Source organism: Thiobacillus sp. (genome assembly GCF_013693775.1).
Classification (GTDB): Bacteria; Pseudomonadota; Gammaproteobacteria; order Burkholderiales; family Thiobacillaceae; genus Thiobacillus.
The window spans coordinates 2,860,108-2,880,995 of record NZ_CP059257.1; the positions used below are offsets into that span (position 1 = coordinate 2,860,108).

The 20,888-nt window shown below is 62.1% G+C and carries 19 protein-coding genes and 1 pseudogene; 5 read left to right on the plus strand and 15 right to left on the minus strand.

Features of this window, described 5'->3' with window-relative positions:
• Nucleotides 1-5: 5 nt before the first annotated feature.
• From HZY77_RS14080 to gshA, 4 genes and pseudogenes are all read right to left on the minus strand, one after another.
• Complete coding sequence (locus tag HZY77_RS14080; RefSeq protein WP_296816048.1) at nucleotides 6-1,043, minus strand: FAD:protein FMN transferase; 1,038 nt, start codon at nucleotides 1,041-1,043, stop codon at nucleotides 6-8.
• Entirely contained in the window at nucleotides 1,040-1,519 is a 480-nt protein-coding gene (locus HZY77_RS14085; RefSeq protein ID WP_296816050.1) for a GNAT family N-acetyltransferase, read from the minus strand. Before HZY77_RS14085 ends, HZY77_RS14080 begins: the two co-directional genes overlap by 4 nt.
• Nucleotides 1,516-2,471 (minus strand): annotated as a pseudogene (gshB, locus tag HZY77_RS14090) (glutathione synthase). The gene HZY77_RS14085 and the pseudogene gshB overlap by 4 nt, the downstream one beginning before the upstream one ends.
• Nucleotides 2,468-3,775: a glutamate--cysteine ligase gene (gene gshA / locus HZY77_RS14095; protein ID WP_296816054.1), complete on the minus strand. Its 1,308-nt coding sequence runs from the start codon at nucleotides 3,773-3,775 to the stop codon at nucleotides 2,468-2,470. Before gshA ends, gshB begins: the two are co-directional and overlap by 4 nt.
• Before the next feature lie 43 nt (nucleotides 3,776-3,818).
• On the opposite strand from gshA, the gene HZY77_RS14100 reads away from it, so the two are divergent.
• Both HZY77_RS14100 and HZY77_RS14105 read left to right on the plus strand, forming a co-directional pair.
• Nucleotides 3,819-4,283: a tRNA (cytidine(34)-2'-O)-methyltransferase gene (locus tag HZY77_RS14100; protein ID WP_296629525.1), complete on the plus strand. Its 465-nt coding sequence runs from the start codon at nucleotides 3,819-3,821 to the stop codon at nucleotides 4,281-4,283.
• Nucleotides 4,284-4,520: 237 nt separating this feature from the next.
• Complete coding sequence (locus HZY77_RS14105; protein WP_296816057.1) at nucleotides 4,521-6,233, plus strand: PAS domain-containing methyl-accepting chemotaxis protein; 1,713 nt, start codon at nucleotides 4,521-4,523, stop codon at nucleotides 6,231-6,233.
• An 18-nt stretch (nucleotides 6,234-6,251) separates the two neighbouring features.
• Here the strand turns inward: HZY77_RS14105 and HZY77_RS14110 are convergent, their stop codons facing one another.
• The 11 genes from HZY77_RS14110 to HZY77_RS14160 form a co-directional block, all read right to left on the minus strand.
• On the minus strand, nucleotides 6,252-9,914 hold the full coding sequence (locus HZY77_RS14110; RefSeq protein ID WP_296816059.1) for an EAL domain-containing protein: 3,663 nt from the start codon (nucleotides 9,912-9,914) through the stop codon (nucleotides 6,252-6,254).
• A gap of 194 nt (nucleotides 9,915-10,108) precedes the next feature.
• Complete coding sequence (locus HZY77_RS14115) at nucleotides 10,109-11,095, minus strand: NAD(P)H-dependent glycerol-3-phosphate dehydrogenase (RefSeq protein WP_296816062.1); 987 nt, start codon at nucleotides 11,093-11,095, stop codon at nucleotides 10,109-10,111.
• A complete protein-coding gene (locus HZY77_RS14120) occupies nucleotides 11,092-11,448 on the minus strand; it encodes an SH3 domain-containing protein (RefSeq protein WP_296816065.1) in 357 nt (118 codons plus the stop codon). The genes HZY77_RS14115 and HZY77_RS14120 overlap by 4 nt, the downstream gene beginning before the upstream one ends.
• Nucleotides 11,449-11,558: 110 nt before the next feature.
• On the minus strand, nucleotides 11,559-12,014 hold the full coding sequence (gene secB / locus HZY77_RS14125; protein WP_296816068.1) for a protein-export chaperone SecB: 456 nt from the start codon (nucleotides 12,012-12,014) through the stop codon (nucleotides 11,559-11,561).
• Between the two features lie 116 nt (nucleotides 12,015-12,130).
• A complete protein-coding gene (trxC, locus tag HZY77_RS14130) occupies nucleotides 12,131-12,559 on the minus strand; it encodes a thioredoxin TrxC (protein ID WP_296816071.1) in 429 nt (142 codons plus the stop codon).
• 82 nt (nucleotides 12,560-12,641) lie between these two features.
• Nucleotides 12,642-12,905 (minus strand): glutaredoxin 3, encoded by a 264-nt coding sequence (gene grxC, locus HZY77_RS14135; RefSeq protein WP_296629537.1) that lies wholly within the window; start codon nucleotides 12,903-12,905, stop codon nucleotides 12,642-12,644.
• A gap of 19 nt (nucleotides 12,906-12,924) precedes the next feature.
• Nucleotides 12,925-13,338, minus strand: a complete 414-nt coding sequence (locus HZY77_RS14140) for a rhodanese-like domain-containing protein (protein WP_296629539.1) — start codon at nucleotides 13,336-13,338, stop codon at nucleotides 12,925-12,927.
• Between the two features lie 9 nt (nucleotides 13,339-13,347).
• Nucleotides 13,348-13,566 (minus strand): DUF2892 domain-containing protein, encoded by a 219-nt coding sequence (locus HZY77_RS14145; RefSeq protein ID WP_296655628.1) that lies wholly within the window; start codon nucleotides 13,564-13,566, stop codon nucleotides 13,348-13,350.
• Nucleotides 13,563-16,781 (minus strand): efflux RND transporter permease subunit, encoded by a 3,219-nt coding sequence (locus tag HZY77_RS14150; RefSeq protein ID WP_296816074.1) that lies wholly within the window; start codon nucleotides 16,779-16,781, stop codon nucleotides 13,563-13,565. The genes HZY77_RS14145 and HZY77_RS14150 overlap by 4 nt, the downstream gene beginning before the upstream one ends.
• Nucleotides 16,782-16,793: 12 nt before the next feature.
• The gene (locus HZY77_RS14155) at nucleotides 16,794-17,834 is read right to left on the minus strand and encodes an efflux RND transporter periplasmic adaptor subunit (protein WP_296816076.1); all 1,041 of its coding nucleotides are present in this window, start codon (nucleotides 17,832-17,834) and stop codon (nucleotides 16,794-16,796) included.
• Nucleotides 17,835-18,035: 201 nt separating this feature from the next.
• Nucleotides 18,036-18,521 carry an Rrf2 family transcriptional regulator gene (locus HZY77_RS14160; protein ID WP_296816079.1) on the minus strand — a complete coding sequence of 162 codons (486 nt, stop codon included), beginning with the start codon at nucleotides 18,519-18,521 and terminating at the stop codon, nucleotides 18,036-18,038.
• 278 nt (nucleotides 18,522-18,799) lie between these two features.
• Between HZY77_RS14160 and HZY77_RS14165 the strand changes: the two genes are divergently transcribed.
• Genes HZY77_RS14165 through HZY77_RS14175 form a run of 3 tightly spaced genes read left to right on the plus strand, consistent with a single transcriptional unit; the run spans nucleotide 18,800 to nucleotide 20,876 of the window.
• Nucleotides 18,800-19,774 (plus strand): multicopper oxidase domain-containing protein, encoded by a 975-nt coding sequence (locus HZY77_RS14165; protein WP_296816082.1) that lies wholly within the window; start codon nucleotides 18,800-18,802, stop codon nucleotides 19,772-19,774.
• 15 nt (nucleotides 19,775-19,789) lie between these two features.
• Nucleotides 19,790-20,575, plus strand: coding sequence for a c-type cytochrome (locus HZY77_RS14170; protein ID WP_296816086.1), 786 nt, complete (start codon nucleotides 19,790-19,792; stop codon nucleotides 20,573-20,575).
• Nucleotides 20,502-20,876, plus strand: a complete 375-nt coding sequence (locus HZY77_RS14175; RefSeq protein WP_296816090.1) for a c-type cytochrome — start codon at nucleotides 20,502-20,504, stop codon at nucleotides 20,874-20,876. Before HZY77_RS14170 ends, HZY77_RS14175 begins: the two co-directional genes overlap by 74 nt.
• Nucleotides 20,877-20,888 lie beyond the last annotated feature (12 nt).

Genomic DNA, 20,888 nt, shown 5'->3' on the forward strand with positions numbered 1-20,888 from the left:
GCATTCTAGCGAAGCCGGGCTTTCATTGCTGGGGAGACATGGATTTGCCCGGCGGCGTCCACCGCCAGATAGTCGGCGATAGCCAGCCGGGACGCGTTGTCGGCCAGCCGGGCGGCGCCGTCGATGAAGAGCGGTTTGGACAGCGCGTCCGAACGTGTCCCGGCATGATCGCCCGAAACCAGGATCGTGACCGATTGCATGCCGGAGGCCGGCCAGCCGGTGCGCGGATCGATCAGATGGCAGTAGCGATGCCCACCGGCTTCGAAATAGCGCTGGTAATCGCCCGAGGTGCCGATTGCGTCGCCGTCGTGCAGATCCAGCGTGGCCAGCGTGCCGGGCTTGCGCGGATGCTGGATGCCGACGCGCCATGGACGGTCGCCATGCTGTCCCAGCGCGATGACATTGCCGCCGATGTTCACCAGTGCGTTTTTGATGCCGTGGGATGTCAGGATGCGAACGGCCTCATCCAGTGCGTAGCCTTTGGCGTAGCCGCCGAGATCCAGCTGGACGGCCGGATTGTCGCTCCAGACCTGGTTGTGTTCGATATGCAGGTCTTCCATGCGCGGCGCTGCCTTCACCCAGCGTGCAATGGCGGCGGCATCCGGTACGTTCCCCTGCGGCGTGTCGGCATGGAATCCCCACAATGCAATCAGGTTGCCGATGGTTGGGTTGAACAGGTCGTTTGACTGGGCCGAAATCGTTTGGGCGTCACGCAGCATGGCGGCGAGCTCGGNGGAGACGGGAATGCGCGCCCNCTTGGCCAGTCCGGCGTTGAGCCGCGACAGTTCGCTCGGTTGCCAGGCATGCAATTGGTGATGCAGTGCATCGAAACGCGCCAGTACGGCGGCGATCGCCTGTTGGGCCTGCGTTTCCGGTGCGTCGTAGACACTGACTTCGACCAGGGTGCCGAATACGTAGGATTGCTGCTGAACCAGTGGCGGCGAACTGCAGGCGGCCAGGGCGAGGGGCATGAGCAGCAGCCACAGAATGAGCCGTGCGATGCCTCCATTCAGGGTGCTGACGTTCGACGTGGCAGGGTTCACAACAGCATTCTCAGCTTGCGGCCACCGGCAACGGAAAACCCCTCACGCTCATAAAACGCCAGAGTTCTATCGAATTGCGGGAGCGGCGGGGTGGTGACTTCCAGCCGTTTCCATCCTCGCACCGTGCCGTATGCCCTGGCTGCGGAAACCAGCCGCATTCCCAGACTGCGGGTGCGGTATGCCGGGCGAACGTACAGTTCCGGGATCGTGCCGAAAGCGCCTTCGGCATACAGCGCGTGGCATTCGCAGAGCGCCACGAAGCCGACCGGATCGCCATTGGCAGGCCGGGCCACGAAGACGACATAGGTCCCGTTGGCCAGGTATGCCTCCAGTCTTGCGGTCGTTTCCTGGAGATTGAAGTTGAAAGCGCGGGTGTCGATCGCGTTCATGATTTCCGCGAGCAATTCGCCGACCAGGACGGCAATTGCGGGGGCATCCTTCGTATGGGCCTGCTGGATCAGGATGTCGGCGGTCATCCCGGCGACTGTTCGGCGAGCCGGGTGTGCTCGACCGCGGCGATGAATTGTGCGGCAACGTCGTGCCCGGTCTGCGCGGCGATTTCCTGGAAACCGGTCGGACTGGTGACGTTGATTTCGGTGAGGCAGTCGCCGATCACGTCGAGCCCGGCGAGGAAGATGCCGTGGTGTTTCGCCCACGGCGCGATGGTTTCGGCGATCTCGCGGTCGCGCATGGACAGGGGTTGCGCACGGGCCGTGCCGCCGGCGGCAAGGTTGCCGCGCGTTTCGCCCGCCAGGGAATGCGCGCCAGCGCCCAGGGCACCACCTCGCCGTCGATCAGGAGGATGCGTTTGTCGCCGTCCTTGATTTCCGGCAGGTAGCGTTGCGCCATGATGGCGCGGCGGCCGCGCTGCGTCAGCGTTTCGAGGATGGCGTTGCGATTGAGGTCGGATTGCGTCAGGCGGAAGATGCCACTGCCGCCCATTTCGGTGAGGGGCTTGACGATGATGTCCTGGTGCTCGGCGAGGAAACGCCCGATATTTGCGGCATCGGCGGCAACCAGGGTGGGGGCGACGAATTGCGGAAAATTGAGGATCGCCAGTTTCTCGTTGAAGTCGCGCAGGGCGGCCGGCCGGTTCAATACGTGCGCGCCATTGGCTTCGGCGATGCCCAGCAGATGGGTGGCCAGCAGATAATCGGTCTCCACCGGCGGGTCGGTGCGCATCACCACGGCGTCGAAATCCTTCAGGGCGCGAACATCACTTTGCGTGGCGCGGTACCAGTCGTCGTCGGTGCGTACTTCAAGCGCGACGCTGGCCGTACAGGCGATGCCGCTTGCGATGTGCAATTGGCTGGCCTCGGCAGCGAACACGGCATGGCCGCGCGCCACGGCGGCGCGCATCATGGCCACCGAGCTGTCCTTGTAGGGCTTGAGGCCGGCCAGGGGATCGACGATGAACAGCAGTTTCATGCAGCGGCAACCGCGTTTTCGGTGTTCTCGGCCTCGTTGAGCGCCTCGTCGAGCTCGATGCTGGCAGCCAGCATCGCCAGTCGCGCAATCACCCCGTAGGCGTAGAAGCGGTTGGGCGCGGCGTCGGGGTTGGCGCTGCGGTCGGGCGTCAGGCAGGTGTCGTCGAACGCCAGGGGCACGAAATGCATGCCGGGGCTGTTGAGGTTCTCGTCCGACCCGCGCCCGGTGTGCACGCGGTAGAAGCCGCCGACGACGAAATGGTCGAGCATGTAGACCACCGGTTCGGCGACCGCGCCGTTGATGCTTTCGAAGGTGTAGACCCCTTCCTGGATCAATACCTCGCTGAAGGCGAGCCCTTCCTTGCCGACCGCCATCTTGTTGCGCTGCTTGCGGTTGAGTTCGCGCACGTCGTCCGGCGATTTCACCGTCATGATCCCCATGCCATAGGTGCCGGCGTCGGCCTTGACGATGACGAAGGGCGGCTGGTCGATGCGGTACTCGTCGTATTTGAGCTGGATCTTGTCCAGCATCTCGCCCACTTTCTCGGCCAGGCATTCTTCGCCCTGGCGCGCCTGGAAGTCGATCTTGCCGCAGTGGTTGAAATAGGGGTCGATCAGCCAGGGGTCGATGCCGACCAGCCGGGAGAATTCGCTGGCGACGTGCTGGTAGGCCGCGAAATGGCTCGACTTGCGGCGGGTCGCCCAGCCGGCGTGCAGCGGCGGCATGATGGTCTGCTCGATGCCCTTGAGGATATCGGGCACGCCCGCCGAAAGGTCGTTGTTGAGCAGCACTGCGCAGGNGTCGAAGCCTTCCAGCCCGACGCGGGCGCCCTTGCGGACGAGTGGCTCCAGCGTGAGACGCCCGCCGGCTGGCAGTTCCAGCGTGGTCGGCTGGGTGATCTCGGGAATCAGGGTGCCGATGCGCACGATCAGACCGGTCTGGCGCAGGATGTGCGCGAGCACCGCGACGTTCTGCAGGTAGAAGGTATTGCGCGTGTGGTTCTCCGGGATCAGCAGCAGGCGCTGGGCGTCGGGGCAGATCTTTTCCACCGCGCCCATTGCCGCGTGGATGGACAGCGACATGAACGACGGGTTGAGGTTGTTGAAGCCGCCCGGAAACAGATTGGTGTCGACCGGTGCCAGCTTGAAGCCCGCGTTGCGGATGTCAACCGAGGTATAGAACGGCGCCGACTGTTCCTTCCATTGCTGGCGAAACCAGTGCTCGATGGTCGGCTGGGCATCGAGCAGGCGTTTTTCCAACTCCAGCAGCGGGCCGGTGAGTGCAGTGGTGAGGTAAGGAACCATAGAATAGGGCTTTCGAAGAAGGTTTTATTTTAGGCCAAGCCGGATGTTTGACATCGTTTTGTTTCAGCCCGAGATTCCGCCCAACACCGGCAACCTCATCCGCCTTGCGGCCAACACCGGCTGCCGCCTACATCTGGTCGAGCCGCTGGGCTTCGACCTGTCGGACAAGCAGGTGGCGCGCGCCGGGCTGGATTACCACGACATGGCCTGCGTCACGGTGCATGCCGGCTGGGACGCGGTACAGGTGGCCCTGGCCGACCGGCGCTGGTTTGCGCTCACCACCAAGGGCAGCGCACGCTATGCCGATATCGCCTTTCGGCCGGACGACGTGCTGCTGTTCGGCCCGGAGTCGCGCGGCCTGCCTCCGGATATCCTGGGACAGTTCGACGCGGGCCATCGCCTGCGCCTGCCGATGCTGCCCGGTTCGCGCAGCATGAACCTGTCCAATGCCGTCAGCGTGGTCGTGTTCGAGGCCTGGCGCCAAAACGGCTTTACGGGCGGCGCCTAAGCCCGCAGCACGTAAGGCTGCATCCTCTCGCACACCTTGGACATCACCTGTCTCGATTGACTCCCGGGCGTCCCATGGTTCGGGTCTTGCCTGCCTGCGCATGAATTCCAGATAGGTCGCGGCGCTAAAGTTTACGTGGGGAAGACGATATTAAAGATAACGTTATCTATATATGTCATTTATCTTGAATGGTCCGCCGGATAACGTATCGAGAAATAACAGATAGTTGAGGAAGGTATGCGCGTCAATTTGCCCATTACGAATAGTGAATATGAATTGAGCGACGGCGTGTCGCTGGTCTCCAGGACCGATTTGAAGGGGCGAATCATCTACGCAAACCTCGCCTTCATCGAGGCAAGCGGCTTTAGCGAAGCCGAATTGCTCGGGAAACCCCATAATCTTGTCCGCCACCCGGACATGCCGGAAGAAGCGTTTTCGGATCTCTGGGCTACCGTGAAAGCCGGCTTGCCCTGGAGCGGCGTGGTGAAGAACCGACGCAAGAATGGGGATTTCTACTGGGTGTTCGCCAACGTGACGCCGGTGCATGAAAACGGCGCGACGAACGGTTACCTGTCGGTTCGAACCAAGCTGTCGCGGGCACAGATAGCTGAAGCCGAGCATCTTTATCGCCAATTCAAGGAGGGCCGGGCGGACCATATGGCGATCCGGCATGGCATGGTCGTCCGTACAGGGCTGCTTGGCCGGTTGATGTCNTTTCCGGCGTATTCCGGTCAATCAGCGCATTGCGTTGAGCACCGGGATCGGCGCGGCCTTGATGCTGGGGTCGGCCTGTTCGGCGGGTGGGAAACCCGCGACCTGGCCAAGGCGGCCGGCGTGCAGAGTGCGTTACCTGCATTGATGGTGACGGCAGGCGGAATCGGTGCGCTCCTGACGCTGTCATTCGGTTATTTCATCTCGCGCACGATCCTGCGTCCGCTGGACCGTGCGTTGGGCGTCGCACACGCGATCGCAGGCGGCGATCTGTCACTTCAGTTCGAGGTGTCAGCCTGGGACGAGACCGGCCAACTGATGCGTGCGTTGACCCAGATGAAGGCCAACATGGTCGGCGCGGTGTCGGATATCGGCTTGAACGTCGAGAGCATCAGGATTGCGGCCAGCGAGATCGCTTCCGGCAACGCAGACTTGTCTGGGCGCACCGAATCGCAGGCATCGAGCCTTGAGGAAACCGCCAGTTCCATGGAAGAGCTCACCAGCGCGGTGAAGCAGAATGCCGAGCATGCGCGCCATGCCAACCAGCTGGTCGGCTCGACTGCCGAGATTGCTGCCAAGGGCGGGGCGATGGTTGGACAGGTGGTCGACACCATGGCCTCGATCAGTGCCAGTTCGAAGAAAATTGCCGATATCATCGGCGTGATCGACGGTATCGCCTTCCAGACCAATATCCTGGCGCTGAACGCCGCCGTGGAGGCGGCGCGCGCCGGNGAACAGGGGCGCGGTTTCGCCGTGGTCGCGGGCGAAGTCAGGAGCCTGGCGCAGCGTTCCGCCGGCGCCGCCCGCGAGATCAAGTCGCTCATCGGCGATTCGGTGGAAAAGGTCGATCTGGGCAGCAAACTGGTGGGCGAAGCGGGCGGGGCCATGGAGGACATCGTCACTTCGGTGGAACTGGTGGCCGAACTCATGAGTGGGATTGCCACGGCAAGCCAGCAGCAGAGCGCCGGCATCGAGCAGGTCAATCAGGCAGTCGGGCAGATGGACGAAATGACCCAGCAGAATGCCGCGCTGGTGGAGCAGGCCGCAGCGGCGGCAGAGAGCCTGCATGAGCGGGCGGACAAACTTGCCCAGGCTGTAAGTATGTTCCGCCTGCAGCGTGGTGGAACGTCAGTCCGACCCGAGCGTGCCACGCGGCCGGTTTTGCACATGTCGGCCCGGACGACCCGGATGCCGGACACCTCCAGGGCCATACCGGAAAAGCGGGCGGCCGCGCGCTAGCCAAGGCCCCTGCCGCTATCAGGTGCAGGCAGTTCGGTCGATAATCGTGGTGCCCTGCCCGCTGCGAGCCTGCAGCCAGGTGATCAGTTCGTTCAAAGGAAGAGGCCGGCTCAGGTGATAGCCCTGGGCTTGCTCGCATCCCATGCTGGCCAGCAGGGCCAGGGCTTCCGCATCCTCCACGCCTTCCGCGATGACGCGCAGTCCCAGGCTGTGGGCCAGGGCGACGGTGGACCGCACGATGATCGCGTCCTGGGTGTTGCCGTTCATGCCCATGACGAATGAACGGTCGATCTTCAGGGCGCTGAGCGGGAGGCGCCTCAGATAGGCCAGGGAGGAATAACCTGTGCCGAAATCGTCGACAGCGATGTTCACGCCCATGGCCGCGATTTCCTGCAGCAACGCGACCGAGCTGTCCGNGTCGTGCATCAGGGCGGTCTCGGTCAGTTCCAGCTCGACCTCCTGTTCGGGGATGCCATGCCGGTTGATGGCATCCGCAAGCCGGGCCACGTAGTGGGCGTCCATCAGGTTGCGTACGGAAAGATTGATGGCCACGGGTTGCGTATACCCCAGGTCGTGCAAGCGCCGTTTGTCCGCCAGCGCCAGGTCCATGATGGCGGTCGTAAAGGGGTGGATGACGTCGTTCATTTCCACCAGATGGATGAAGGCGCCGGGATACAGCAGACCGCGACGGGNGTTCTGCCAGCGCACCAGCGCCTCGAAACCGGTGACCTGTCCGCTCGCAATGTCCAGCTTGGGTTGGTAGTGAAGCACCAATTCCCCGCCTTGGACCGCCTGCACCAGTTCGCTGGCGAGGGCGAGACGGTCCGGGCTGTAATTGTCGAAACTGCGGTCGTAGACCACGACACCGGCCGTCAGCGTCTTCGCCTGATACATGGCCACATCCGCCGCCCGCAACAGCGCATGGCTACTCTCGCCGTGTTCCGGGTGGTACGCCACGCCCACGCTGACGCCAACCTGCAAGGCCATGCCATCCACCATAAAAGGCCTGCGCAGCACCGTCGTCACATGTTTGGCCAGCGTGACGGCATCGCNTTTGTCATGCAGTCCCGTGAGCAGTACGGCGAATTCATCTCCACCCAGGCGACAAACCAGGGCATGCGTGCCAGACAGGGCGTCTTGCAGCCGCGGGCCGATATGCGTCAGCAGGTGATCGCCAACGTGGTGGCCCAGGGTGTCATTGATTTCCTTGAAGTGATCCAGATCCAGCAGCAGGAGTGCGGTCAGCCCGTCGGGAGCCTGCTCGATCCGGACTGCGAATTCCTCATGCAGGACCGAGCGATTGGGCAAAGCGGTGAGACTGTCGTGTTTGGCCTGGAAGCCCAGGCTGACGACATGGCGCGAATTGGCGATGGCCAAGGCAACGGTATTGCTGAAGGCGTTCAAGGTTTCCAGTTCCACATCGCTGAAGGTCCGCTGCTCACGGTATGCCAGATTGATGCAGCCCAGTGCCTGCTCGTGATAAATCATGGGAATGATGAGTGCCGAGTTCAGATTCGCCGCGGTCAAAACATTCTTCAGATCAGTCGGAACACGGTCGTCGTGGGAAAGATCTTTGCTAGCCAGCAAGCGCTTTTGAATCACCGCCTGGCCGCTTTGGCTTCCCGCTACGGGCAGGTTGACGATCAGGCGCAATATCCGCTCCTCGAAACCGCGATGGGCCACCAGGTCCAACCGGGCGGCATCCGCAGACAGCAGATAGATCGCGATACTCGGCGCATGGCTCAGGCCGAGCAGGGCCTCCATGGTTTCCTGGAGGATCGCGTCCAGTTTCAGAGAGGAGTGGAGGCGATTGGATAACTGGTTGATGAGACGCAGATGTTCGTTGCGTTCGATCAGGGCCTGGCGCGAGAGCATCAATTCGGCCTCGGCTTTCTTGCGTTCGCTGATGTCGCGCACGGTCGCCAGGATGTGTGGTTCGTCCCCGATCATGACGATGTTCAAGGTCACTTCCGCATCGAAGGGCGTGCCATCGTAACGTTGGTGGCGCCATTCGAAGAACTGGGTTTCACCGTCGAAGGCCGCCGTGATTTTCTCCTGCGCCTTGGTCTTGGACAGGTGGCCATCCGGCTGGAACTCGGNGGAATACCGATAAGGCGTGGTGCCGATGATCTGCTCGCGCGTGCAGCCGAACATCTCCAGCGTGGCCGGGTTGCAATCCACGAAGTACTCCCNCTTCATCAGGAAGATGCTGTCGCCCGCACGTTCAAACAGGGTGCGATAGCGCGCCTGGCTGTCGCGCAGACTGGCCTGGGTCTGCTTTTGCGCAGACAGATCCGCTGCGACTCCCAGGAAACCTTCGATTTTTCCATCCGGGCCATGCANAGNGGTGACCGACAGCCGCACCGGAATACGGCTTCCATCCCTGCGCAGATAGATCCACTCGCGCTCCTCGGATTGGCCGCGCCTGGCCTTGGCGACAAAGGCATCAAACCCGGGCTGGATCGGTTCGCCCAGTTCCTGGGTGAGCGCTGCCGCGTGCTGACGTATTTCGTCCGTGTCGTGGAAGAGGGCCGGCGTCTGCTTGCCGATCACCTCGTCCGCGGCATACCCGAGCATGCGCTGGGCTGCCGCATTGAAGCTGACAATGATGCCGGCGGTATCGGTGGAGATGATGCTGTAATCGGCACTGTCCAAGACGGCCTGTTGCCAGGCGGAAAGATGCGCGACGGCTGCGTCGGACTCGATCTGGCGTGCCAGTGAGCGCCGATAGATCCATGTGCCGCCCAGCAGGAAGACGATGAGCAGCAGGCTGGCCAACAGCAGCCGCTGCAGCCAGTTGTATACGATGGCATGCCAGGGAATCAGCGAGCCGGCCAGCAGGCCATACTCGTCTATGCGTTCGTAGACGAGATAATGGCGTCCCTGATTACGCGGAAGATTGATACTCGTCGCGCCGCGTTCGCGCTTGGCTGCGGCAAGCTGGCGAAGGGTTTCCGGCGAGACCGGCTGGCCATATGTACGTTGGATCGTGGCGCGTGGTTCGCCCGCGGGCAGCGGATAGAAATATTGCAGGTAATGGTCGTCGCGCAGCAGCCCCATCTGGATCTCGGGCGGCAGGGTCGTGTGCGCCCACAATGTGGTACCGCCCTCGATCGAATACCCGGCCGTCATGACGGCCACCAGCCGGCCCTGCGAATCGAGAATGGGCACCCGCACCGGGTTCACCCAGAGATTCAAGGCTTTCATGTAGTACGGCCGGCCGAGCTGGATATGGCCGGAACGGATGCTGGCGAGGAAACTGTCGCGGGTTTCGGGTTGGCTCAGCAGGTTGGGCAAGGGTTTGCCATCCGGGACGCCACTGACCAGTACGAGTTGTCCATCGGGCCTGGCCAGCCCCAACCCGGCCATGCCCGGGTCGATCGATTTCATGCGCTCGATGAGTTCGCGCCCGCGGAAGGGTGATTGCAAAGCGCCCTGGGCGATGAGTTCGCTGCCCAGGCCGCGCAGGACCAGTTCATAGTTTTTCAACGTGGTGCGCGTGTTCTGCACCAGGATGCTGTTGAAATAACGCAATTGCGCCTCGATATCCCGTTTCGCATCGAACCAATGCCGGGTAACGGCGATGAAATAAGCCAGCACGAAGAACCCGATCAAGGCATAGAACAGGCCGCGCAGAGGTCTGGGGTCGTTCTTGGATAGCGGTTTGACGGAGCTGCTCATGCTGATGGAGGCCTAGGGGGCGAATCCTTTGTTCGTTGTGTTGTGAGGCAGCCTGTCCGATGTGTAACGGACATTGTTAAATGGACTGTAGCCGGGCGCCTGCACTACGACAAGCGCCGTTTTAAGGTGGGCGTCGGGTCGATTCTGCCTGCGATATAGGCGAGGTGGCTTTCGAAAGGCGTGAGGCCGGCGCTTTAAAACTCGGCCTTGATTTCCCGGTTCAGCAGGGTGTCGACCGCATGAGCGGCAGGCATGCCATCGAACAATACCTGGTAGACAGTATGGGCGACCGGCATGTCTACGCCGAGTTCATCGGCCAGCGCGGCGACTTCGCGTGCGGTGGTGACGCCTTCGGCCACATGGCCAAGTTCGCTGAGGATGGCATCGAGCGGGAGGCCGCGGGCAAGCCGCAGGCCGACCTGGCGGTTGCGCGACAGATCGCCGGTTGTGGTGAGAATCAGATCGCCGAGGCCCGACAAGCCCATAAAGGTTTCGAAGTGGCCGCCGAGCTTGACGCCGAGGCGGGTCATTTCGGCGAGGCCGCGGGTGATCAGTGCGGCGCGGGCGTTGTGGCCAAGCTGCAGGCCATCGCAGATGCCGGCGGCAATCGCCATGACATTTTTCAGCGCGCCGCCGAGTTCGACGCCGATGACATCGTCATGTGCATAGATGCGCAGGCGCTGGCCCGACAGGCTCTCCGCCAGATGTTGTGCCAGGGCGGTGTCGTGGCAGGCCAGCGTAAGTGCGGTGGGATAGCCCTGCGCAACTTCCTGGGCAAAGCTGGGGCCCGACAGCACGCCGGTTTGAGCGTGCGTGGGGAGCAGCTCGGCGACGAGTTGATGGGGCAATTTCCGGCTGCCGGGCTCGAAGCCTTTGCTGACCCAGATCAGCGGCGGCAGGTTGGCACGGGTGGCCAGGGCGGCCAGCGTCGGGCGCAGGCCGCCGCTGGGGACGGCGAGGACGATGAGGTCGGCCGCCTCGACGGCGGAGCCGAGATCGGGATTGAAGTGCAGCGCGTCCGGTAATCGGCAGTCAGCCAGATAGCGTGCATTGACGCGGGTCGTACGCATGGCGTCGAGTTCGGCCGCATTGCGTCCCCACAGGGTGACGGTATGGTGGGGAGCCCAGCTGGCTGCCAGCGCGGTGCCCCATGCGCCGGCACCCAGTACCGACAGCTTCATTGCCCCCAGACCTCTTGCATCAATATCCAGCCGGTCAGGCCGTTGGCATGTTTGACTGGCAGCCAGCCGGTGGCGTCGGGTTGGCCGGTGACGTCGAGCAGCACGCCGCGTGTGGCACGAAACACGGGGGCGGCATCGGCCCGCGGCTGTTGCCGGACGGTGCCGGTTTCAGTTTTGACGATCACGCTCCGGGGACCGTCGAGGGCTGATTTCTCGATCCATGCCAGCCGGCCGGTGTAGTCGCGCACCTTGACCCAGGCCGCGGTGTCGACGACGACTTCGAGCGGCAGGCCGCTCCCCGCAACAGCCAGCTTGCCGGCTGCGGTCGAGGGCGTCGTACAGCACGGCGGCATGTCCGGTGCTGCGGTATTCCAGTGCGCTGGCCGGATCCGCCAGTGCAAACAGCAGGCTGCCTGCGAGCAACAGGCCGGGGCGAAACCGTCGCACGGTCAGCACGTCCGCTTCAATGGGTTTGCGCCGGCGCGGCCTGCTGCTGCGCCTGCTGTTGCTGCAGGAACAGGGCTTCGAAGTTGACCGGATTGAGCAGCAGCGGCGGGAAGCCGGCGCGGATCACCACGTCGGACACGGTCTCGCGCAGATNAGGGAAGACGATGTTTGGGCAGCCGATGCCCAGGACCATGGGCAGCTGGTCCTGCGGCACGTGTTCGATGCGGAAGATGCCGGCCTGGGTGCATTCGACCAGGAACATGGTCTTGTCGCCGGTCTTGGCGGTGACGGTGACGGTGATGCTGGCGTGGTACAGGTCTTCGCCGAGTGCGCGGCTTTCGGTTGACATGTTGACGTCGATCTGCGGGGCTTCGCGCTCCAGGTAGATGGCAGGTGCGTTGGGCACTTCCACCGACAGATCCTTGACGTAGAGCTTTTCGATGTTGAATACGGGTTGTTGCGCGTCGGCCATGATGTCTCCCTGAATAAGAAAACCGGAGCCTGGGCTCCGGGGATGGGCCTATTTTACACGGGCTTTAAGTCGCCTCCATGAATCTGCCGCGCGATGACGGGACCTGCTTCGCAACCTTATTGGACGCCTTGCGACGCCAGCCAGCGTTTCAGCGCATGGGCTTCCATCGCACCCGAGATGCGCGCGGCCTCGACGCCATTCCGGAACAGGATCAGGCTGGGGATGCCTTTGATGTGGTGGCGCATCGACACCTGCGGATGGGCTTCGGTATCGACCTTGGCGAAGCGCACACGCGTGCCCACCTCGGCGGCCACCTGCTGGAAGACCGGCGCCATCATCTTGCAGGGGCCGCACCAGCCGGCCCAGAAATCGACCAGTACCGGCAGTCCAGCCTTGGCGATGAAGCGGTCGAACGTGTCGGCGGTGAGATCCACGGGTTTGCCCGGCAGCAAGGGCGTGCCGCATTGACCGCATTTGGGCCCGTTGGACAGCCGATCGTCCGGCACGCGGTTGATGGCGAGGCAGTGGGGGCAGGCAAGTTCCATCGGGAGTCCTTGAAGCGAATGATCTTCGCTTCAAGGTGGGGGCGATGCCGGAAATTCAAGCGTGTTCCGGCAAGCGGCGCGCTCAGGCGCGGTTCAGCAGCGGCACCAGTTCGCCCGCGGCGTCGAGTGCGGACGTGTCATCGAAGCCGCCGACGTGGGTGTCGCCGATGAAGACCTGCGGGACGGTACGACGGCCGCCGGTGCGCGTCATCATTTCCTCCTGCTTGGTCGGGTCGAGATCGATGCGGATCTTTTCGATTTCGGTGACGCCGCGGCTCTTCAGCAGCCGCTCTGCGGCGACGCAGTAGGGGCAGACGGCGGTGCAATACATGACGACTTTGGCCATGGGGCCTCCTTGTTCGGGATTACTTGGCGACAGGCAGGTTGGCGCGTTCCCACGCCAGGATGCCGCCCGCCTGGTTGTACACGGTCTCAAAACCGGCCTTTTTCAGCAGGTTGCAGGCGCGCGCCGAGCGCTGGCCGCTACGGCAGGTGACGAGGATGGGTTTGGCCTTGAATTTCTCGAGTTCCTGGAGACGGCCGGACAGCTGGCCGAGCGGAATGTGCTTGGCCCTGGGAATGTGGCCGGTGGCAAATTCCTTGTCTTCGCGCACGTCGAGGATCAGCGCGTCGTCGTTGAAAAGGCGGGTGGCTTTCAGCGTGTCGGCTTCCTCGATGCCGGAGAGCTTGCCGCCGATGAAGGACCACACCAGCATGGCGCCGGATACGCCGGCCACGGCCACCAGCATCCAGTTCTGCTGCAGGAATTGAATGTCCATGTCCCCTCCTTACAGCCCGCAGCCCGGTTTGACGCCCGCCTTCTTCAGCATGATGTCCATCGGGCAGAAACGGGTGATGCCGGACTGGAACAGGTTGAAGCCGACGAAGGCGGTGAACCACAGCCACGACAGGTGGGTCATGTCGACGCTGCCGGAAAAGTGGGCCAATGCCAGCGACAGCATGATGAAAAATCCGGCGATGATACGGACCATACGTTCAACGGTCATGATGAAACTCCTGCTTTCGGTGAAGAATGTTTACGGTAGTTGGCAGCGTAATACAGCACGGGAATCACCACCAGCGTCAGCAAGGTGGAGACGAAAATGCCGAAAATCAAGGATACCGCCAGTCCGGAGAAAATCGGATCGTCGAGTATGAAGAAAGCGCCCAGCATGGCGGCCAGCCCGGTCAGCACGATGGGCTTGGCCCGGGTAGCCCCAGCCTGGATCACTGCTTCCTGGAAATCCATACCGGCTGCTGCCTGCTCGTTGATGAAATCGACCAGCAGGATCGAGTTGCGCACGATGATGCCGGCCAGGGCGATCATCCCGATCATCGACGTGGCGGTGAACTGCGCGCCGAGCAGGGCATGGCCCGGCATCACGCCGATGATCGTGAGCGGGATCGGCGCCATGATGACGAGCGGGGTCAGGTAGCTCTTGAACTGCGCGACGACCAGGATATAGATCAGTATCAGCCCGACCGCATAGGCGAGTCCCATGTCGCGGAAGGTCTCATAGGTGACCTGCCACTCGCCGTCCCATTTCAGGCTGAATCCGGTGTAGGGATCGGCGGGCTGGTGGATGAAGTACTCCGACAGCGTGCCGCCCTGCGCCAGCGGTTTGTCTTTCAGTGCACCGCGCATTTCGAACAGGCCATACAGCGGCGAATCCAGCTTGCCGCCGGTGTCGCCGACCACGAAGACCACGGGCAGCAGGTCCTTGTGGTAGATGGTTTNTTCGCGTGCGCTCGGCATCACTTCAATCAGCTCCGACAGGGGTACCAGGTTGCCGTCGTTGCCGCGCACCGTCAGTTTCAGTAAATCGTCCAGCCCGCTCTGACGTTCAGGCGGCAGGGTGATGCGCACCGGAATTTCGTACTTGGCGCCGCTGCCGTGGATGGGTGTGACATTCTCGCCCGACAGCCCCATCTTCATCGCTGCGACGATGTCCTTCTGTGCCACGCCGGCAACCGCGGCCTTGTTTTGCAGCACGCGCAGCACGAAGCGCTGGGCATCGTCTTCGACCGTGTCGTCGATGGCGACGATGCCTTTGGTTTTCTCGAAGACGCTGCGTACCTGCTTGGCGACCTGGATCTGTGCGTCGTAATCGGGGCCGTATATTTCGGCCACGATCGGTGACATGACCGGCGGCCCGGGCGGCACCTCGACCACTTTGACGTCGGCACCGTGCTTCCTGGCGATCGCTTCGACCACCGGACGGATCGCCTGTGCAATTTCGTGGCTCTTGCGGTCGCGGTCGTGTTTGTCGAGCAGGTTGACCTGCAAATCCCCGACCTCGGGGCCTGAGCGCAGGTAATACTGTCGCACCAGGCCGTTGAAATTGATCGGTGCAGCGGTGCCAGCATAGGCCTGATAGTCGGTGACTTCGGGGACTTGCGCAACCGCAGTGCCCATTTCGCTCAGCACCTGGGCAGTCTTTTCCANGGGTGTGCCAACCGGCATGTCGACGATGATCTGGAATTCGGACTTGTTGTCGAACGGCAGCATTTTCAGGATGACGAGCTTGACCATCGGCAAGGCGACCGACAGCAGAATGGCGACGCCGATCCCCAGCCACAGCTTGCGACGCGCACCCTTGCCCTCGCTGCCGCGCAGGAAAGGCGTGAGGCGGGCGCGGAACAGGGCGAGCAACTTGTTGTCGCTTGCCGCGTGTGCGCCGTGCGCTTCTTGCTTGATCAGTTTCAGCGCCAGCCAGGGCGTGACGATGAAGGCGATGGCGAGAGAGATCACCATGCCGATCGAGGCGTTGATCGGAATCGGGCTCATGTACGGGCCCATCAGACCGCTGACGAAAGCCATGGGTAGCAAGGCTGCGATCACGGTGAGGGTGGCGAGGATGGTCGGCCCGCCCACTTCGTCGACTGCACGCGGAATGATCGCTTCGAGGCCGTCGTGGTCCAGATTCATGCGACGGTGGATGTTTTCCACCACCACGATGGCGTCATCGACCAGGATGCCGATCGAGAATATGAGTGCGAACAGCGATACCCGATTGAGCGTGAACCCCCAGGCCCACGAGGCGAACAGCGTGGCCGCGAGCGTCAGCAGTACTGCGGCGCCGACGATCAGTGCTTCGCGCTTGCCGATGGCGAACAGCACCAGCAAGACGACCGAGGCCGTCGCGAAAATCAGCTTCTGGATCAGCTTCTTGGCCTTGTCGTCGGCGGTGGCGCCGTAGTTGCGGGTGACGCTGACCTCGACACCTTCTGGCAAGACGCTGTTTTGCAGGCTGTTGACGCGTGCGATGACCTTTCTGGCCACATCGACCGCGTTCTCGCCGGGCTTCTNTGAAATCGCCAGCGTGACCGCCGGGTAGGTCTGGCCATTGTCGGCCTTGTTTTNTCCACCGGCGCCAGGGCCATGCCAGACGTAGCGGGTGGGCTGGTCGGGGCCTGCAGTCACGCTTGCCACATCGCTGATGTAGACCGGGCGCCCCTGTGCGACGCCGACGACAAGTTGACGGACGTCATCGGCGCCGGTGAGGAAGGTTCCGGTCTGGACGAGAATTTCCTGGTTGTTCGAGACCAGTGTGCCGGAGGGTTGGGCGGCGTTGGAGACCTGCAGCGCGTCGCGGATGTCCTTGGGCGTAATGCCGAATGCGGCCATGCGATCGGGGTCCATCATCACCCGTACGGCGCGGCCGGGGCCGCCGATGGTCGTGACTTCGCGGGTGCCGGAAATGCGCTTGAGTTCGATTTCGGCCGCGTGGGCGGCCTGCTCCAGTTCGTAGGCGCCGCGGTTCGGGTCGCGCGTCCACAGGGTGACGGTGACGATCGGCACGTCGTCGATGCCGAGCGGTTTGATGATAGGCTCGCCGACGCCAAGCTCGGGCGATACCCAGTCACGATTGGCCTGGATGGTGTCGTACAGCCGCACCAGTGCCTGGGTGCGGTCCTGGCCGACCAGATACTGCACGGTCAGAGTCGCCATGCCGGGCTTGGAGACCGAGTAGATGTGCTCGATCCCGGCGATCTGCGACAGCACCTGTTCGGCGGGCGTTGCCACCAGGGCTTCGACGTCCTTGGCCGACGCGCCGGGGAAGGGGATGAACACGTTGGCCATGGTCACGTTGATCTGCGGCTCTTCCTCGCGCGGCGTGACCAGAATGGCAATCAGGCCCAGCAGGGCCGCGATCAATGCGATCAACGGCGTGAGCTGGGACGTGAGGAAGAAACGGGCGATGCGTCCGGAGAGTCCCATGCGTCTGTCCGTTTACTTGGCTGGCTGGTTGGCGGTGCTTTTGGCGTAGATGCCCGCCTTGACCGGCTCGAGCGCAATGACGTCGCCCGGGTTCAGCCCGGCCAGCACTTCCACCTGCCCGCGTGCGTTCGGCGTACCCAGCCGGACCTGCCGCAGGCTTACCTTGCCCTGATTGACGACATAGACCGCGGTGATTTCCGAACGCCGGACGACGGCGCTGAGCGGGATGGTGAGCTTGCGCGCGCTGGCCATGGAGAAATGCGCACGCGCGAACATCCCGGGAATGACACCTTCCACGTCGGCAGGCAGGTCGATGCGCACCTTGACCGTGTGGGTGGCCACGTCGGCGGACGGCAGCACGGTGATGCCGGTGGCGGCAATCCATTTGTTGAGCGAGGGAATCTCGACTGCGACGCGCGGTGCAGCCTTGACCTCGGCGAGTTTGTATTGCGGGATGTTGGCAATGACCCGCATGTNCCTGGGGTCGAAGCCGGTCATCAGCGGTTTGCCGGGCGTAACGGTTTCGCCGACTTCGACATGGCGGGCGGCCACAATTCCGGAAAACGGCGCGGTGATCACGGTGTAGCCACTGACCGCTGCGGTTTGTCCCGCGCCGGCGCGGGCAGCACGGGCGGCGGCCTCGGCTGAGCGGTACTCGGCCGTGGCGCGATCGAGTGCGGCCTGACTGATGAATTTCTGCTGGAACAGTTGCTGCTGGCGTTCGTAATTGGCGCGTGCATTCTCCAGCGTGGCGGTAGCCTGGGCCACTTGTGCCTGGCTGCCCGTCGCGGCCGAGGACAACTCCTGGGCAGACAGCCGTACGATCACCGATCCTGCCTTGACGTAATCTCCCGCATCGAAATTGACCGCGGCCACGCGTCCCGATACCTGGGCCGCGACGGTGGACTGCTTGACGGCCTCGACGGTGGCTTCGGTGCTGTAGCCTGTATCCGTCATCTGGTAATTCACCGTGGTGGTGGTAAATGGCAGCGCAGCCCAGGCGGGTTGCGAAACGAGTACGGCACAGGCCAGCAGGCAGGCAAACTTAGACACTGACGCATCTCCCGAAAAATCATCCATTAGTTTAGTCTAATATATTATTTAATTCAATAACTTGTGATGGACGTGGTGACTCGTTCTGGCTTGTCATGCGCACTCGCTCAGTGAGGTTTCCCTCTGTCGCCCGGCAGCGAGGGGGCTGTACGGAATATAAGCTTAGCCCGTCTCACCTCGTGGCATGCAGATCCGATTCGCTCAGGCACTACGCTTCTTCTTGCGGCCGCCGGCCGGAGACGAAATATCGTGCACCAGGTGCAAGGGAGCCACGAGTGGAGGCATGGAGCTCCCCGTGATATCTGACAGGCGATAAAAATCCAGGGTGGCCAAGAAGCTTTTGCGTGCCTCGATCAGAATGGATTTCAGTGCGCATGCCGGCAGCATCGGGCAATTCTGGTGCTCGGCGCTGAAGCATTCCGCGATGTCCATGTTGTCTTCGGTGTCCCGTACCAGATCGCCTACGTTGATCATGTCTGGTGATCTGGCGAGCCGCATGCCACCCCNCTTCCCACGCACCGTCACGATGTAGCCGCATTGCGCCAGGCGATGTACCACCTTCATCAGGTGCGTGGAGGGGATGTCGTACTCCTGCGCAATGTCGGCAATGGTCGCCAAGCCGTTTGGGTGACGAGCCAGATAAATCATCACACGCAAGGAAAAGTCCGTGAATTTGGTCAGCCGCATGGCATCTCCTTCGGTCTGCGTTATGCCATGTGGCGTTGTGCTGGATGCTCTGATTGACACGTCATTATATCTGGCTGCGTCTGGCCGTGCGCCCGGCCTCTGATTGGCACTTTATAACCATTAGGAAATTGAAGCCCAGGTCCTTGTCATATGGCATTTATTAAGATATATTTCATATATATCTTATAGGGAGGCCATATGAAAAAGGATTTCACCGTCGAATCAGCATCACNCGCGGCGCGGCCCTGTTGTGTCTNGGGGTGGCTTTGGGTCATCCCATGCCCGGGTATGCCGACAAGCGCACGTTCGAGATGACGATCGAGGACACCAAGATCACGCTGGTCGACAAGCAGCAATTCCACACATTCGCCTTCAATGGTCAGGTACCGGGCCCCTTGATTCATGTCAAGGAAGGCGACGAGCTCACCGTCAACGTCAACAATCTGACCACGCTGCCGCACACGATTCACTGGCACGGCATGTTGCANAAAGGAACCTGGCGCATGGATGGCGTGCCGGACACCACCCAGTCTGCGATCAAGCCTGGCGACACCTTTACCTACAAGTTCATTGCCGAGCCGTCCGGCACCATGTGGTACCACTGCCATGTCAACGTCAATGAACACGCGGCGATGCGCGGCATGTGGGGCCCCTTCATCGTCGATCCGAAAACGCCCAAACCGATCGAGAAGAAGGTGACGAAGGACTACATCCTGATGTTGTCTGACTGGGCGTCGAAATGGGCATTCAAACCGGGTTACGGCGGCGTCCCCGGGGATGTGTGGGATTACTTCACGCTCAACGGCAAGGCGTTTCCCGATTCGCAACCGCTTCGGGTGAACAAGGGCGACGTGGTGCGGATCCGCCTGATCGGCGCGGGCGAGTTGACCCACTCCATCCATATCCACGGCCACGTCTTCCAGGTGGCCTTCAAGGATGGCCGTCCGCTGCCTATGCCCTACGAGGCGGACACCATCATGGTCGGCCCGGGCGAACGCTACGACCTCATCCTGACCGCCGACAACCCGGGTCGCTGGATGGTGCATGACCACGTCGATTCCCACACGATGAACGGCGACAAGCCGATGGGCGGTCTGATGACGGTCATCGAATACAACGAAATCAACCGCAACGACCCGTTCTACGCCTGGAAGAACAAGGCGTTCGTGCCCGATTTCTATTACGAAGAATCCCTGAAGAAACCCTATGGCATGTATGACGCGCCTGCCTTCAAGGGCCAGGCCGTTCAATAAGCGAAAGGATCGATGATGAAGTTATCTCTTCTGGCCGCATTGGCCATGGGGCTGGTCGCAGCTCCGGCATTCGCGGCAGACAGTGTCGGGGCTGGCATCCTGAAATCGCAATGCATCAGTTGCCACGCCATTGTAAAACCGGACAACGCCAGCCTCGACCGCCTGTGGGAGCGGAAGGGGCCGGACCTGTACTACGCAGGCAGCAAGTTCAACCGGCCCTGGCTGGAAAAATGGCTGCAGAACCCGGTACGCATCCGGCCGGCCGGCGAGTTGTATACCAAGCATATAAAGGGCAGCGACAAGGAGGATGTCGTGGACGAGTCGACCATGACGTCCCATGTGAAGTTGTCGAAAGCGGATGCCGAAGCGGTTGCCGAGGCACTCATGGCGTTGACGGGCCCGGCAGATCGGGTGAGCAAGGGCGCATTCAAGGGCGATAAGGTGAGCATGTCCATGGGGGCGATGTTCTTCAACAAGCTCCGCGGCTGCGCCGCCTGCCATCAGGCCAAGCCTGGAACCGGCGGTTCCTCCGGGCCTGAGCTCTACACCGCAGGCGAGCGTCTGCAGCCCGATTACATCTACAGCTACATCAAGAACCCGCAGGCGATCGATCCGCACATCTGGATGCCCACGCTCAACCTGGCCGAACCGGATCTGCAGCGACTGACGGGTTACATCCTGCAACTCAGCGCATCGGAGGGAAATGAAAATGAATTTCGGTCCACGCATGCCCGCATTCCTGCAGGCAGGGCTCTTCGTGGCCACCTGTTTCGTGTCCGGCGGTCCTGCCTCGGCAGATGAGCCGTACACGCAGCGTGCGCTGCGGAACTACAACACCTACTGCGTTCAGTGCCACGGCATCAATCGCAATGGCAGAGGAATCAACAGTCGCGATATGTCGGTCCAGCCACGGGATCACAGCGACGCGAAGGGGATGGGCGACATTCCCAACGAGGAAATATTCCACGTCATCAAGGACGGCGGGCTGGCAGTGAACAAGTCGGTCCTCATGCCGGCCTGGGGCAACGTCATGAATGACGAGGAAATCAAGGAGTTGGTGGCGTATCTACGCTTTGTCTGCAACTGTGGTTCGAGTAAATAACAAGGAGCTTCA